This window comes from Aliarcobacter skirrowii CCUG 10374, assembly GCF_003544835.1.
GTDB lineage: Bacteria > Campylobacterota > Campylobacteria > Campylobacterales > Arcobacteraceae > Aliarcobacter > Aliarcobacter skirrowii.
Window position 1 is genome coordinate 734,715 of sequence record NZ_CP032099.1, and the last position, 15,542, is coordinate 750,256.

At 24.4% G+C, this 15,542-nt stretch carries 15 protein-coding genes; 5 read left to right on the forward strand and 10 right to left on the reverse strand.

Going from position 1 to position 15,542, the window contains the following annotated elements:
* Nucleotides 1-152: 152 nt before the first annotated feature.
* From ASKIR_RS03925 to ASKIR_RS03945, 5 genes are all read left to right on the forward strand, one after another.
* On the forward strand, nucleotides 153-1,025 hold the full coding sequence (locus ASKIR_RS03925; protein WP_128994512.1) for a DUF3391 domain-containing protein: 873 nt from the start codon (nucleotides 153-155) through the stop codon (nucleotides 1,023-1,025).
* Between the two features lie 22 nt (nucleotides 1,026-1,047).
* The gene (locus ASKIR_RS03930) at nucleotides 1,048-3,402 is read left to right on the forward strand and encodes a YecA family protein (protein WP_115588519.1); all 2,355 of its coding nucleotides are present in this window, start codon (nucleotides 1,048-1,050) and stop codon (nucleotides 3,400-3,402) included.
* A 72-nt stretch (nucleotides 3,403-3,474) separates the two neighbouring features.
* On the forward strand, nucleotides 3,475-3,714 hold the full coding sequence (locus ASKIR_RS03935) for a hypothetical protein (protein WP_115588520.1): 240 nt from the start codon (nucleotides 3,475-3,477) through the stop codon (nucleotides 3,712-3,714).
* Nucleotides 3,714-4,925 (forward strand): hypothetical protein, encoded by a 1,212-nt coding sequence (locus ASKIR_RS03940; RefSeq protein WP_115588521.1) that lies wholly within the window; start codon nucleotides 3,714-3,716, stop codon nucleotides 4,923-4,925. Before ASKIR_RS03935 ends, ASKIR_RS03940 begins: the two co-directional genes overlap by 1 nt.
* A 55-nt stretch (nucleotides 4,926-4,980) precedes the next feature.
* Nucleotides 4,981-6,201, forward strand: a complete 1,221-nt coding sequence (locus ASKIR_RS03945) for an IS256 family transposase (RefSeq protein ID WP_115588522.1) — start codon at nucleotides 4,981-4,983, stop codon at nucleotides 6,199-6,201.
* Nucleotides 6,202-6,318: 117 nt separating this feature from the next.
* Here the strand turns inward: ASKIR_RS03945 and ASKIR_RS03950 are convergent, their stop codons facing one another.
* The 10 genes from ASKIR_RS03950 to ASKIR_RS03995 all read right to left on the reverse strand — a co-directional run bounded on the left by ASKIR_RS03950 (nucleotide 6,319) and on the right by ASKIR_RS03995 (nucleotide 15,534).
* Nucleotides 6,319-6,681, reverse strand: coding sequence for a hypothetical protein (locus tag ASKIR_RS03950; protein WP_115588523.1), 363 nt, complete (start codon nucleotides 6,679-6,681; stop codon nucleotides 6,319-6,321).
* Nucleotide 6,682: 1 nt separating this feature from the next.
* Nucleotides 6,683-7,540 (reverse strand): hypothetical protein, encoded by an 858-nt coding sequence (locus ASKIR_RS03955; RefSeq protein WP_115588524.1) that lies wholly within the window; start codon nucleotides 7,538-7,540, stop codon nucleotides 6,683-6,685.
* On the reverse strand, nucleotides 7,527-8,219 hold the full coding sequence (locus ASKIR_RS03960; protein ID WP_115588525.1) for a hypothetical protein: 693 nt from the start codon (nucleotides 8,217-8,219) through the stop codon (nucleotides 7,527-7,529). The genes ASKIR_RS03955 and ASKIR_RS03960 overlap by 14 nt, the downstream gene beginning before the upstream one ends.
* Before the next feature lie 29 nt (nucleotides 8,220-8,248).
* Complete coding sequence (locus ASKIR_RS03965; protein ID WP_115588526.1) at nucleotides 8,249-8,506, reverse strand: hypothetical protein; 258 nt, start codon at nucleotides 8,504-8,506, stop codon at nucleotides 8,249-8,251.
* 9 nt (nucleotides 8,507-8,515) lie between these two features.
* Nucleotides 8,516-8,836 (reverse strand): hypothetical protein, encoded by a 321-nt coding sequence (locus tag ASKIR_RS03970; protein ID WP_115588527.1) that lies wholly within the window; start codon nucleotides 8,834-8,836, stop codon nucleotides 8,516-8,518.
* Nucleotides 8,826-9,686, reverse strand: a complete 861-nt coding sequence (locus ASKIR_RS03975) for a hypothetical protein (RefSeq protein ID WP_115588528.1) — start codon at nucleotides 9,684-9,686, stop codon at nucleotides 8,826-8,828. The genes ASKIR_RS03970 and ASKIR_RS03975 overlap by 11 nt, the downstream gene beginning before the upstream one ends.
* Nucleotides 9,673-12,570, reverse strand: a complete 2,898-nt coding sequence (locus ASKIR_RS03980; RefSeq protein ID WP_115588529.1) for a type VI secretion system Vgr family protein — start codon at nucleotides 12,568-12,570, stop codon at nucleotides 9,673-9,675. Before ASKIR_RS03980 ends, ASKIR_RS03975 begins: the two co-directional genes overlap by 14 nt.
* A 101-nt stretch (nucleotides 12,571-12,671) precedes the next feature.
* Nucleotides 12,672-13,196: an Hcp family type VI secretion system effector gene (locus tag ASKIR_RS03985; RefSeq protein WP_115588530.1), complete on the reverse strand. Its 525-nt coding sequence runs from the start codon at nucleotides 13,194-13,196 to the stop codon at nucleotides 12,672-12,674.
* 163 nt (nucleotides 13,197-13,359) lie between these two features.
* Nucleotides 13,360-14,643 (reverse strand): hypothetical protein, encoded by a 1,284-nt coding sequence (locus ASKIR_RS03990; protein ID WP_115588531.1) that lies wholly within the window; start codon nucleotides 14,641-14,643, stop codon nucleotides 13,360-13,362.
* Nucleotides 14,644-14,661: 18 nt separating this feature from the next.
* Nucleotides 14,662-15,534: a tetratricopeptide repeat protein gene (locus tag ASKIR_RS03995; protein ID WP_115588532.1), complete on the reverse strand. Its 873-nt coding sequence runs from the start codon at nucleotides 15,532-15,534 to the stop codon at nucleotides 14,662-14,664.
* Nucleotides 15,535-15,542: the final 8 nt, after the last annotated feature.

The window sequence follows — 15,542 nt, forward strand, 5'->3', positions numbered from 1 at the left end:
TTATTACTCATTTTAAACAAAATTCTTTTAGTATAAAGTCAGTGTTAAAAGATACTTTATCCTTAATTGTAATTTTCCAATTTATACTTACTTTTTACACATTTAACTTATTTTTTGAATTAATATTTATATCAATTGTTTCTTTCCTATCAATGGCGAAAGTTGTTATTGATAAAGAAGATACAAAAGCATTAAATTCTTTTATTGATATTTTACTTTCTATATTTGGTTTTATATTAATTTTTCTTACAGCTAAAGAGTATTTGAATAATTTTAATGAGTTTGCAAATTCAAAAACACTTTATGATTTTTTTGTACCAACTTTTTTATCTATAATGGCTATTCCATATTTTTACTTATTTTTTACGATTGTTACATATGAAAGTAGTTTTGTATCTTTAAATTATGCTGTAAAAGATAAAAATTTATTACGATATGCTAAGCTAAAAGGAATATTTGCTTTTAATTTTGATAGTAAAAGTTTTCAAAAATGGTCTCATAATTTATTTTCATATGATATTAGTAAAGATTCAATAAAAAAATCTATTCAAGATATAAAAAAACTAAATCAGTTGAAAAAAAATATTTATGAAGTTGATATAAAAAAAGGTTGGCATCCTTTTATAGCAAATTCATTTTTAATAGATAGTAATGTAGAAATTAAAGATTATCGCAGATCATATTCTGATACGTGGAGTGGTACATCTAACTATCTAAGAATATCAGAAGAATTTAGCCATATTTTTTATAGAATAGAAGGAAAAGTAGAATATGTAAATAAACTGGAACTACAATTATTCTTTTATAAGAAAGATAAACTTAAAATTGAAAAATCATATAACTTATTTGTAAATATGTGTAATGATTTAACAATTAAATCACTTAAAAATGAGCTACCAAAAGATGTATTAAATTCACTTATTGGGGATAATGATTTAACCAAAGAATATTATAATAAAAAGTTTGTAGTTAGCCATCAAAGTTTTGAAACAAGTGCTTATCAAGTAATATTTACAATACATTAAAATTTAACTAAAGGAAGTCGTTATGATTTATAAAATGCCAAAGCTAAAAGATCCTTTTAAAGAACAAATTGAAAAAGTAAAAAAAGAAATTAAGAAACAAAATTTACCAACAGAAAATATTGAAGAACAACAAGAAAGATTTAAAAAACTTGAACAAGAACATTTACCAAAATTAGAAAGTGATATTGTAAAACTAATAGAGAATATTAAACAAGACCTTTTAAGTTGTAATCCACAACAAACATTAGATTATTTTTCTCTTATTTATAGTATCACTACTTCTGATAAAGTGATTGAAAATGCTGGTAAATTAAATAATAGTTATCTAGACTATTTATTAAGTATTATGACATCAGTAGATATACAAAACTACAATTTAGGTAATGTATCAACTGAAGAGGTTTTATCAAAAATACAATCTAATATAGAGGAACTTCATCAGCAGTTAATTTACTATTTTATGATTACTTCTATGGATAGAGACAAAACACCTGATGATATGAAATTTTTACAAGCTTTAGGTTATTTAACTATCAAAGGTGACTCATACCCAAAACATAAAATTCAATTGTGCAGAGAACTTTTTTCAAAATATGATGAATTATTAATGAATAATTATAAGATTAATTCAAAACAGCTGATTGATGAACTAGTACAAATTGCTAATACTCCATTATCAAATATGGAGATTCAAAAAAAATATATGTTAGAAATGAAAAGAGCACATGAAGAGTTTGTTAAAAAAAGTGAACTAGCTAAAAAAGAAGGGAAATTAAAGGAATTTTTTGATGATTATAAAAAATCAGCAGAACTCAAACAAATTCATGAAAATCTAAAGCAAATTGAAGAAGATACAAAAATCTCTATACATGATTCTATTTTCAAAATACATGAAACACTACTTTCAAATGAAATATTAGAACAATTAAGTCTTACTCTTGGAAGTAATGATATCTTTCAAAATGGGAAAATTGAATATTTCCCAATGAATGAATCATTAATTTATAAAAAGCCTTTAGTGAAAATTGATGAAGATTTTTTTTGTTTTAATTCTCCTACAATGAATTATAATCTTGACTTGATAATTGAGAATCTTATTTTAGATTTGATACCTCAAAATAAACAAAGTAAACAATATTATAGTAAAAAAGGAGACTATTTAGAAGATATATCTTTAGAACTATTTCAATCTATTTTACCAAATGCTCAAGCATACAAAGGTTTAAAATATAATATTGATGATGAAGTTGATGGAATAATTACTTACGATAATAATATATTTATTATAGAAGCAAAAAGTAATAACCTTACTATTGGGGCTAAAAAAGGGAATACTGATAAAATAAAAAGAAATACAAAAGATATTGTTGAAAAGGCATATCAACAAGCTATAAGAGCAAAAAGTTATATTGAATCAAATGATTTTTCTAATTTTAGAGATAAAAATAAAAAAGTAATACTTACAATAGATAAATCAAAAATAAATAATATTTATATGATTAATACAACATTAGAACCATTAATGCATATTACAGCAAATTTAAACTCATTAAAAAGATTTGGTTTTGTGCAAGGAAAAGATTGGATTTGGTCTGTATATATTAATGATTTGCGAATCATATCTGAAATAATAGATTCTCCAGCAGAGTTTTTGTTATATTTAGAAAGAAGAATTAAGTTTAATGATTATCCACAAATTAGAACACTGGAAGAAATCGATATTTTTGGACATTTTTTACATAATGGTATGTATTATGATGATATTGATTTTCCAGAGCAACACTATATGATGGTTACTGATGGTTTTAGTCAACCTATTGATGAGTATTATTTATCAATGGATGGAAGATTATATAAAGAGATACAAAAGCCAAGCTTTTTGAATAAATGTAAAACAAAAAAGATAATAGAAAAAATTGAAACTACTAATAAAGAAAACTCTTCTATTTTGGCAAAACTTTTAATGAGCTACGATGAACAACATCAATTAGAAATTGAAAAACAGATTACTAATATTTTAAATAAAAAAAGAAAAAACTTTTCAATGTCTTTAAATAGTGAGAATAAGGGTTTTACTTTTATACATGATAGTTATGAAAACAAAAAAGATATGGAATTTTATTGTAAAGTAATGTCATATGAGCATAAAATTAATAATTGGTTTTTAATTTTTGTTGATAGGCTTACACTTGATAATTTAAAATTAGATTTTAAATATTTTTATTTTGATAATGAATATGATGAGCTTTTAGAAAAAGAAGTTTGTGAATTAAGAGAAAGACGCTTACTACAGACTGCAACAATTGTTAAAAAAGTAGGTAGAAATGATTCTTGTCCTTGTGGAAGTGGTAAGAAGTATAAGAAATGTTGTATGTAATTAAGTATTTATTATGTTATATTTTGAATAACTTTTGTAAAATAATAGATTATATCAAAGAGGAGAAAATAAGTGAAAAATAGTAAAATAGCAGAATTAATACAAAAAAAATATGAATTCTTGAATAAACCAACAGAAAGTGAAGTTAAAAAAATACTTTCTAAAATAAATAACTCAACTAGTGAAGAAGAGTTTGATCAAATTGTTTCTGATATTATCTCTGATACTACATGTTATTGTAATGAATCAGCAGATATGAGCGATACAATAAATATTTTAGACCAAATAAAAAAAGTATTAGATGGTAAATAATGAATAATGAAAGATTTGATTCAATTCAAGATGATTATTTAAATGCGAAAAAAGTTTTTGATGATAATTTAGAAAAACTTTTATCTGAACAACCAACTTTTTTATCAACTACTATTAATGAAGTAGTTTCTAGTGCTTCAAGTTTTTATACAAAATTTGAAGCATTTTTAACCAATATTTCATCTGAACATCAAGATTTATCTAAAACTCAAATTAATGATGTTTTAACAAGTATAGAAAATATATTAGAAGCTTCAATAAAATATTGGGATACAATAGGAAGGCTTTCTGAAAAAGTATTGGGAAATAAAATTAAACCTCAAAAAAACTTTTTAAAAACTGCTCAATCTATCCTAAGAACATATAATAAAAATAAAGCACTAAGTATTAAAAATGAATTTGTAAAAAATAATATACCAATTGAAGGTTTTGAATCAAAGGAGAAATATAAATTGAATAGTACAAAAATTGAGTGGACTTCATTAATAATTGGCATTATATTTTTAATTATATCAGCTATTATAATTTTTTTAGATTCTATAAATACTGGTATGCAGTATTGGTTAATTAGGATTTTTACAAGTTTAGGAGTTGCATTGTTAATTACGGGGATTTTTAAAAAATCTATACAAGCAAAAATCAATATTCCAGGAGTTGTGATTACTGCAACTGGTGGTTTTGCAGTATTCTTTATACTATATTTTTTTAATCCTGCAAAAGAACCTGAGTATAAAAAATCAGAAACCCCAAATAATACAATACAAAATTCTAATAATAGTATATTACAAACAGGAAATAATAATACAATTATTGTTAATACAAATCAAAAATCTGAATTTATAAAACCTTTTTTAATTGAAAAAGAATTAAATTTACCATTATTGATTTTTTTTGCTGAAATGAATACTGGTTCTGGTAATGATTTACAAAAACTTAGTTACAATCCTAAATATTTAAGTCTTGATTTTATTAACTCAATTAATTTTTATCAAGAAATTCCAAATAAAGATACTATAAAACAATTAATAGAGTTGAAAAATATTTTAAAAAATATAAATACAAAAATAGAAAATTTAAATAATGCACAAAAAGCAATGTTAACTGGAGACTTAACAAGTTTACAATCAGCAATTATTGATTTTCTTTTGGTTGTTACAGATAGTTCACAAAGAGCTATATATTTATATAATGAGATTAGTAAGTCTTTTTAGTGACTGTTAGAAATTCCGTGTCAATCTGATAAAATATGAATATCAAGGATTGACAATGGAAGAACAATTTGAGTTTGACTTTAATGAAGTCTTAAATGAATTTAAAAATGGAAAAAGATTAACAGGTAAAGATGGACTTTTAGCTCCACTTATAAAACAGCTTACTCAAGCAGCACTTGAAGCAGAAGTAGAATCACATATTGCTCAAGATGTTTTAAATGGTACTCGTAATAGAAGAAATGGTGTCAATAGAAAAACCATCAAAGGAACTTCAGATGGAAGTTTTGAACTTGAAACTCCAAGAGATAGAAATGGAACCTTTGAACCTCAAATAGTAAAGAAACATCAAACCACCTTATCGGATGAAATAGAAGAGAAGATACTTTCAATGTATGGTTTGGGTATGAGTTATACGGATATATCCAAACATATTGAAGAGATATATCAAGTATCCATTTCAACAGCAACCATCAGTGCAATAACAGATAAAATCATTGACAAAGTAAAACAGTGGCAAAGTAGACCACTTGATAGTATGTATCCCTTTGTATGGCTGGATGCCATACATTATAAAATCAAAGATGGTGGGAAATATGTGAGTAAAGCAGTTTATACTGTTTTAGGTGTCAATATGGAAGGTAAAAAAGATATACTTGGACTTTACCTTTCAGAATCAGAAGGTGCAAATTTTTGGTTGAGTGTTTTAACTGATTTAAATAATAGAGGTGTAAAAGATATACTTATTGCTTGCGTTGATGGTTTAAAAGGATTTCCAGAAGCTATAAAAGCAATATTTCCTAAAAGTGAAGTACAACTTTGTATTATTCACCAAATTAGAAACTCTTTAAGATATGTAGCTTCTAAAGACCAAAAAGAGTTTATGAAAGATCTAAGATTAGTTTATGAAGCAAGTACAAAAGAATTAGCTGAAGATGAACTGTTAAAGCTTGAAGATAAATGGGGGAAACTTTATCCTATAGTTTTACAATCTTGGCAAAATAAATGGGAAAACCTATCGGTGTATTTTAAATATCCTCCAGAGATAAGAAAAGTGATTTATACTACAAATATTATTGAATCAGTTCATAGACAATTTAGGAAACTTACTAAAACCAAAGGAGCTTTCTCTAATGAAAATTCACTTTTAAAATTGCTTTATATGGGTATTCAAAATGCTACTAAAAAATGGAATATGCCAATGTGGAATTGGAATTTAACCCTTTCACAATTGGCAATATTTTTCGAGGGCAGATTGGACACGGAGCTTAAAATCTAAGTTTGGGTGGATTTCTCCTATCAGAATTTTACTAGACACGGAATTTTAAATGGTCTCAAAGAATATGAAATAAAACTATTTATGAATAGTAATAATAGTGTAAAAATGTAAATATTTTCAATTGTTTTTCTTATATTTATCTTTATACTCTTTATATTTTTTCCAAAATGATTTGTTTTGTTTTTCTTCTATAGTTTCTACTTTAACTAAAGGAGAAAAATATACAATTAAATAGTTTAAAAGTATTGGAATAAGTATTGTTAAAAAAATAATTGCACTAAAAGATAGTTTAATATTAAAAATTTCAAATAATTCTCCAATTAATGCAGCTAAAATTATAAATCCTCCAAATAAATATATAAAGTTCAAAATAGTTTTAGGAATATATATATAATAAGGTAATCTATACTCTTTATTATCAATAATAGTATAATTTTGAAAAATTAAATCAAAGTGATTTTTAAATGTTTTTTTTATCATTTTATTGTCCTATTATAATAGCTCTTGCGAAATCATCTATTTCTTTGGTTGAAAAGGTAAGGTCTCCCCATAATGCAGGAAATGTTATACCTGCAAAACCAACTGGAACCTTGATTTTTGGTTGAACAAAAGCACTTAATCCTATTCCTGTTAGAAATCTACTAATTACATATGTTGGATTTTCTTTTATATACTTTTCTACAGAATTAAAAAAAATCTTTCTTGACCCATTTTCATCTGAAATAATATACTTTATAAGTTTTAATATATATTTTGTTTCTAATGAAGCTTTGTTTTTTTCTTCATTGTTTTCATTGTCTAATTGCCAATCTCTAAAACCTGAAAGTCTACTTGCCCAATCTCCAAAGCCATATAATCCTGCATATATAGAGCCTGAACCTGCTAAAATTGGATGTTTTCCTTCCAATGCTTGTGTTACTGGATTTATATTATTAAGTTTATATTTTTCAATATCTTTTTTTGTTAATAGATGAACTTTATTATTACTTGGATTATGCATAAGTCCTATGAAAACATCTTTTACAATTTCAAGTATAACTTCTTCTTTATCTATACATATTTTTTTATCATTATTTGCATCTATCCAACCTTTTATATAAAAAACATTTTTTTCATTAATCTTTAGTTCTTTTATTATATCTCTTGGAATAAATGGATATTTAGCAAAGTTTTCATTTTTATATTTTTTAACTGTTGTTGTATCATTTACCATTTTATTATCAAAACTATTTTTATTTATATCTAAAGGAGTTAGTCCAATATTTACCGTTGTATTTTCTGGAACATTTATTGTTTTTATATAAAAATCAACAATATCATCCAGATTAAACTTTTGCATTTTCAAATCCTATTTCACTAATTCTCATCTTCTCTTCATCAAACACAGCAGAAGTATTAGCACTAGATTCAATAGATTGATTATCTTTTATATATGCATTAAACATTGTTTTATATACTTTCTCATCTTTTATATTATGTTGTATTTTAGTTTTTCCATTATAAGCTAATATATCTTTAGAGTTTATATTCCATACAATTTGTTCTAACTCTTCTTGTGTAGCTTCATCTACATTTAAAATAGCTTCAAGTTCTACTTCTTCATTTGAAATATAGTTTAGTTTTATATCATCTACTTTTATATCTCTTTTTAATTCTACTAAACTATATCCTTCTAATAAATAATCATCTACATAACAAAATATATGAGCATATTTACATCTATTTGATTTTGAGATATCAAGTTTTAGTTCAAATTCATTTATAGCTATAACATTGTCACTTATCTCATCTTGTACAATATCTTTATCTTCTTTATCATTGTTTGTTACAACTACCCATCTTATTTGATTTAATTCAAACTCAGATAAACTATTTGTTGCTTCCCAGTTTTCATCTTTATATTTCTCTACACTTGCTTTAAAAATTAATTGCTCTTCTATACTGTTTTGTTTTAATATATTTGATTCTAATTCTTTTACTCTTAGCTTCTCATATTTTGGTTTATCAATAATAGGCATCTCTATATAAATTTTATTATTTACAATAATTATTTAATTTGAATATTCTGAATAATAGTAAGAATATTACCAATTAGGCTTATGAAAATTATAATAGATGAGAAGAAAAGAACTTTTAGCATACTTTTTTTATTTCTAGAGTCTTTAAAAATATAAAAAAGTCCCATAAGTAATAAAGGTATAGCATAAACATTTCCTAACATATACATAAAAGAACCTGATAAAGAATATGAAATAAAACTATTTATGAATAGTAATAATAGTGTAAAAAATGTAAATATTTTCAATTGTTTTCCTTATATCTCTTTTTTTAATGGTGCAAAATATGAAAAAATAAAAAGTATCACATATACTAAAATATATAAAGACACAAGAGTTATAGTAGTTGATAATAAAATTGAATTATTTGAATTTTCTAAAATAATACCAAACATAAATAACCCAAAAATAGGATAAAGTGTAAATCCAAACAATCCTTGAATAGTCCAAAATAAGATTACATAAAAGAGTTTAACTCTATATGAAATACCATTTAGAATTAATACTTTATTACTTGAATATAAGCAAGGCATTATTTTAAGTAAATTTTTAATTGAGTTTTTAATATTAGTTCCCAAGAACTATACCTTTTGCAAAATCATCTATTTCTTTTGCAGTAAAAGTTATATCTCCTAAGATTGCAGGAGATGAAATACTTATGAGCCCAACTGGAACTTTATTATTTTTAGGTTGTACTATAATACCCATTCCAATACCAGTCAATAATCTACTAGTTACATATGTTGGATTTTCTTTTATATACTTTTCTACAGAATTAAAAAAAATCTTTCTTGACCCATTTTCATCTGAAATAATATACTTTATAAGTTTTAATATATATTTTGTTTCTAATGAAGCTTTGTTTTTTTCTTCATTGTTTTCATTGTCTAATTGCCAATCTCTAAAACCTGAAAGTCTACTTGCCCAATCTCCAAAGCCATATAATCCTGCATATATAGAGCCTGAACCTGCTAAAATTGGATGTTTTCCTTCCAATGCTTGTGTTACTGGATTTATATTATTAAGTTTATATTTTTCAATATCTTTTTTTGTTAATAGATGAACTTTATTATTACTTGGATTATGCATAAGTCCTATGAAAACATCTTTTACAATTTCAAGTATAACTTCTTCTTTATCTATACATATTTTTTTATCATTATTTGCATCTATCCAACCTTTTATATAAAAAACATTTTTTTCATTAATCTTTAGTTCTTTTATTATATCTCTTGGAATAAATGGATATTTAGCAAAGTTTTCATTTTTATATTTTTTAACTGTTGTTGTATCATTTACCATTTTATTATCAAAACTATTTTTATTTATATCTAAAGGAGTTAGTCCAATATTTACCGTTGTATTTTCTGGAACATTTATTGTTTTTATATAAAAATCAACAATATCATCCAGATTAAACTTTTGCATTTTCAAATCCTATTTCACTAATTCTCATCTTCTCTTCATCAAACACAGCAGAAGTATTAGCACTAGATTCAATAGATTGATTATCTTTTATATATGCATTAAACATTGTTTTATATACTTTCTCATCTTTTATATTATGTTGTATTTTAGTTTTTCCATTATAAGCTAATATATCTTTAGAGTTTATATTCCATACAATTTGTTCTAACTCTTCTTGTGTAGCTTCATCTACATTTAAAATAGCTTCAAGTTCTACTTCTTCATTTGAAATATAGTTTAGTTTTATATCATCTACTTTTATATCTCTTTTTAATTCTACTAAACTATATCCTTCTAATAAATAATCATCTACATAACAAAATATATGAGCATATTTACATCTATTTGATTTTGAGATATCAAGTTTTAGTTCAAATTCATTTATAGCTATAACATTGTCACTTATCTCATCTTGTACAATATCTTTATCTTCTTTATCATTGTTTGTTACAACTACCCATCTTATTTGATTTAATTCAAACTCAGATAAACTATTTGTTGCTTCCCAGTTTTCATCTTTATATTTCTCTACACTTGCTTTAAAAATTAATTGCTCTTCTATACTGTTTTGTTTTAATATATTTGATTCTAATTCTTTTACTCTTAGCTTCTCATATTTTGGTTTATCAATAATAGGCATCTCAACATCAATTGCATTTACACCCTCTAAAGAAGATTGAGTATTTATACTTGCAGAGTTTAAATGAATACCACTTCCATCTACTGTTATACTATTTGCTCCACTTCTTATTGTGATTCCATTATTCGCTATTAGTTCTATTATATTCGCCTCTTGTTTTATTGAACTTGATTTTATATGGTAAGAGCCTTTTACATCTAGTCTAAAATCTTTATCAACTTGTGTAAATAGATTATTTAGATATCTTAGCTTCACATCTTTTTCTACATACTCTATTTTACTTCCTTTTATACTCTCTATAAAATCCTTTTCTATTATATACTTTAAATTTTCTACTATATTCACATTTATATTTTTATTTACATTAATATCAAGATTCTCTAAAACATTTATATGTTTATTATTTATTACATTCTCTATTAAATCTTTTTGTACATTTATCTCATAATTATCTTTTACATTTAGTTTTGAGTTCTTATTTATACTCTCTTCTTTATCTCCTCTTATTATTACTCTTTGATCTTTATCTACTCTTTTATTCTCATTATTCAATACTTCTGTATTTAAATCTCTTTGAGCTCTTATATTTATCTCTTCTCTTCCTTGGTAATCTTCAAACATTAGTTCATTATAACCTATACTATCACTATATTGTGGTGTTGTATATGTCCTTATATAGCTCTTTGTTTTATTATTTGGCAAGGAATATGCTAGTTTATTCTCTCCATTATGCAAAGTCCCTATTATTATTGGGCAATCTGGATCTCCATTTACAAAGCTTACTATTACTTCACTATTTACTCTTGGTATAAACATTGTCCCATAGTTATCTCCACTTGACATATTTGACACTCTTAAGTAGCATGATGCTATTTTATTTCTTTCAAAGAAAAAAAGTACTCTTACTCTCCCTTCTTCATCTACATCTATACTATTTGCTTTCTCTTTTAAGCTTTCATTATTTATATCTTGGCTTGTTACTATTGCTGTTTGTATTCCATATATCTTTGGCTTTTTTATTGTTCTTTGGGGTCTATATATTATATCTTTTGGAATTGCTTTTAGTTCTACGCTATATTGCATCTCAAATTTCTGTGTACTTGATTCTATATCTACATATTCATCTAATGCATTTGGAAAATATGCTTTAGATCTTACTTCTAGTACTATTATCTCTTGGCTTTTATTTACTTTATCATCATATAAGTTTATTAATTTACTATCATCTATTATTAAATCATTTGAAAAAGCTTCTATTGTATTTGACAATGAATACTCTATCTCTGAATCTAGTTTACTATATCTATTTAAGTCTTCATAGTAACTCTCATTTAATAAATTCAGTTTATCTCTTAATTTCTCTTTTACTATTCCATCTCTTAGTTGTTTACTACTTGTATTCTCTTTAGGATTTACTACTTCTCCACTTCTTATTTTAAACTCTAAGTTTGGATTATTTTTATCATAGTAATCTTCTATAAAGTGTGTCGCTTTAAACTCTATTTTATTATTATATGTACCTACAACTCTATTAGATATACTCATTCTATTTGAGTACTCATTTAAATCACAAATAACTACTTTAAAGTTTGGCTCTTGTGAATCTATTACTAGGCTATATCCCTCTTCTTCACAAAGCATTTTAATAAATTCTAAATCACTTTGATTATATTGAGTTGTATACTCTTTTATTCCATTATCTTGACTATATTCACTCTTATCTATATTATTTACACAAGATAAGCTTAGCAATGAAGAGTATCTTGATATGATACTTTGTATAATATCTACTGAACTTAGATTATGAAATATCTCATAACTATTTGTTAATCCCAAATAGTATAGTGGATGTACTACTTTTACTTTATATAGACTCTTCTTTGATACTATACTCTCTTCTTTTATACTAAATACTTTCCCATAAATAGTCTTATTTGTCCTATTTGTTATATCTTCAAGTATTATCTTTATATCTGTATCTACTATAGCTGTTATATCTAACTTATCTTCACTTATAAATATTACTTCATATTCATAAATCTTATTAACTCCACTAAGCCCTTCTAGTCTATATATTGAATATCCATTATTTAATAATATATTACTTCTATAATTTACTAGCTCTACTCTACCTCTTAGCTCCTGTACCCGCTTATTCCTATTTCCTATAGCTTTCCCAGCTTTTATAACTTCCCCTATACTCATCTTATCCCCCACGATTAAAGAACTGATTATAAAATATAAAAAATATATATACTTTATAATCAATTCAAAGATGACATTTCATCTTTGAATTAATAAATTAGTTAAGCATTTAAACCTACACCAATTCTCCAATCATCTTCTCCCGAAGTACTTGCTACTTCATGTCTCCAAGAAATCTTTCTATAAGAGAAAGAAATTTCTTCTAAAGGAGAAATTACAGCTTTGTCTGTGTCAATTCCCATATCCATAGAAGTATTAATATTGACAATAACAGCATCTTCTAAAGTAGTGGTAAAGTAGTGTTCTGGTTTTCCCTCATAATTCGTTCTATACCATTTTAATTCAACTTTTGGTAAAGTCTCACTTTTTGTTAAAGCATTATATAAAAGAGGTGAAGATTTATCTATAAGTTTAGTGATAGTAAATGGTTCATGTACTCTTTGACCAGAAGGTTGTCCTGATTGTATATCTCTAGGTACTTTTACATTGTGAGTAAAAGACTTTACTAAAGCTTCATTTTCATGACCTCTTTGATATAAATTACCTACTGATTCAGCTGTAAAAGCACTTTCAGTTATTAGACCTTGAGTACTTCCTTCTATTGAAATAAATATTGGATTATTCATCCTTGCTCCTTGTTGTAATATTTAAATTAGAATTTAATGTTACTATATTTTTTTAAAAAAAAGATATGTAAATCTAATTTTTATTATTTAATTTTATAATTACTTATTTTAGTTACTAAAAGTTACCAAATCATTCTAAAATTTTAATAATTTATATATGAAATTAATCATGTTTAGATTTATAAATAACATTTTTTATTTTTTGAAGTTGTTTTTTAAAAATAGTTAAAGATAAAACATCATTTGCAAATTGTGAAAAATCTTTGAAATTTTTATTATCCATTAAAGTAAAATCAATAATTCTTAAAAAAGCAATAGTAGATGAGAAAGTTCTTAAAGATTTTAAATATTTATCAACACTATTTTGTAAATCTCTGTTTTTACCTTCTTTAATAATCTCATCTAAAATATCCTCAACAGCTTTTGAGATAAGTTCAACTTCTTTTACTTTTTCTAATATCTGTTTAGTAAACTTAGGTTCATTTATAAAATGAAATCTATTTTCATAACTCTTTTTCTCTTCTTCTGTCTTTTCATCATAAGGTATAAAAGCTTTTGCATTTGTATGAAATTCTGATTCTTTAGGCTGAAGTATCGCAAATGTATAAGATTTTGAAATCATATTAAAAAATAGTGCTGATATTCTATATTGTACTATTAAATCGGCTTTAGCATCATTTTCTAGACTTCCCATTTTTTTTCTCATAGAAGTATAAAAATCAAAAATATTAGATAAATCTTTATGAAAGATATTGTTAAATATAGACTCTTCATCTATATTTAATCTAGGAGCACAAAGCATATAAAGAGTATTTTTTGAAAAAACAATATACTCTTGCAGATTTGTATTTTTTATATTTTTATAAGCTTCTAAAATATTCTTTAACTCTTCACTTTTTAATTTATTATGAATTACTTTTATAATCTCTTCTGGAGTATCTTCATCTTTACTAATATTTTTATAAAAACTACTATTTTTAAAATATAGATATTTTGATTTTATAAAGCTATCAAATGTTTTTCCATCTTGAATAAATGATTGTTTTGTATTTAGTAAATCAAGATTTTCATAATCATTTAAATAGCTATCAGAAGAGTTTTTTGAATCTCTATTTAATATTTGAGAATAAATAGTATCTTTTTCTATAAATTTTTTTAACTCTTCATCTTTTTTAGTATTTATAAAAGTTATTGGTCTTATATTTTTTAAAATCTTATCAAACTCAACTCTATTTGCTTCAAGCTTTGAAGCAGAGTTACTAGATTTTATAATAGCTTCAAACTCTTCATCTGATGAAAAAATATCTATAATATCTTTAAAATATTCATTTAACTCTTTAAAAGCTTTATTTGTATCTTCATCTACATAAAACTTATCTATCATACTTGATATTGTAAAGGGATAGGCATTTATCTCTTTTATTTGGTTTATAAAAAAATATGACATTTTATTACTTCTAAATTATTATCTATTTTTATATCTTTCAAATGCTTCTTTATAGTCTTTCTCATTTAAAAATCCGATTCTTCTTCCTTTCTCTTCATAACGATAAGGTAAAATAGGGTTATTTAATTGAAACTCATAAGCTTTTTGTAAATCTTCTAAAGGTATTTTATGAGTTACAACTAAGAATTTTGCAATAGTATTTGCTGGAAAGACATTATTAACAGAAGCAATAGCATAAGCAGCACCTCTTATTTTATCATTTACATGAACTATATAAAAATAGATTAAATTATTTAGAGCATTTGTATTTTTTGGGTCCTCTTTCATAGCTTGTAAATACCACTTTTCAGCATTTACATAATCTTTCATAGCTGAATAAACTAAACCTAAACCATTTGCAGAATTAGGAATTTGTTTTTCATTTGCCAAATGAAACCATTTAAGAGCTTCTTCATAATTTTTAACTCCTCTATAAGCTAAAGCAATACCAATTAAGCTTTTATCATTTCCTAATTCATAAGCTTGTGTACACCAAGGAATAGCTTCTTCAAATTTATTTAAATCATCTAATATTTGACAAGCTAAATCTGAATTCTCTGCTAAAGGCATAATATAGTTTGAATATTCTATTCTTATCATTGCTTCTTCATAATTATCTTTATAAAATAAATCCATAGCTTCTTTAAAAGCTCTTTTTGCTGTTGTTTCTAAACTATTTTCATAACCAAAAGAATATATTTCTTCTCCATTCCAATATAAAGGTTTTATAGATGGTTCTTTCTTCACAATCTCTTCAACTTTTTTTTCTTCTGGTAAGAAAGCCATTATTATAAAAGCTACTAAAGATAGAAGTAATAATATTGCAAATATTTGTTTTATTTTATTATTCATTTTATTTC

Coding starts and splice junctions, on each gene's coding strand:
- ASKIR_RS03940 (WP_115588521.1), top strand. CDS start 3,714: ATGAATAATGAAAGATTTGATTCAATTCAAGATGATTATTTAAATGCG.
- ASKIR_RS03950 (WP_115588523.1), bottom strand. CDS start 6,681: ATGATAAAAAAAACATTTAAAAATCACTTTGATTTAATTTTTCAAAAT.
- ASKIR_RS03930 (WP_115588519.1), top strand. CDS start 1,048: ATGATTTATAAAATGCCAAAGCTAAAAGATCCTTTTAAAGAACAAATT.
- ASKIR_RS03980 (WP_115588529.1), bottom strand. CDS start 12,570: ATGAGTATAGGGGAAGTTATAAAAGCTGGGAAAGCTATAGGAAATAGG.
- ASKIR_RS03955 (WP_115588524.1), bottom strand. CDS start 7,540: ATGCAAAAGTTTAATCTGGATGATATTGTTGATTTTTATATAAAAACA.
- ASKIR_RS03925 (WP_128994512.1), top strand. CDS start 153: ATGGCGAAAGTTGTTATTGATAAAGAAGATACAAAAGCATTAAATTCT.
- ASKIR_RS03985 (WP_115588530.1), bottom strand. CDS start 13,196: ATGAATAATCCAATATTTATTTCAATAGAAGGAAGTACTCAAGGTCTA.
- ASKIR_RS03995 (WP_115588532.1), bottom strand. CDS start 15,534: ATGAATAATAAAATAAAACAAATATTTGCAATATTATTACTTCTATCT.
- ASKIR_RS03990 (WP_115588531.1), bottom strand. CDS start 14,643: ATGTCATATTTTTTTATAAACCAAATAAAAGAGATAAATGCCTATCCC.
- ASKIR_RS03960 (WP_115588525.1), bottom strand. CDS start 8,219: ATGCCTATTATTGATAAACCAAAATATGAGAAGCTAAGAGTAAAAGAA.
- ASKIR_RS03945 (WP_115588522.1), top strand. CDS start 4,981: ATGGAAGAACAATTTGAGTTTGACTTTAATGAAGTCTTAAATGAATTT.
- ASKIR_RS03975 (WP_115588528.1), bottom strand. CDS start 9,686: ATGCAAAAGTTTAATCTGGATGATATTGTTGATTTTTATATAAAAACA.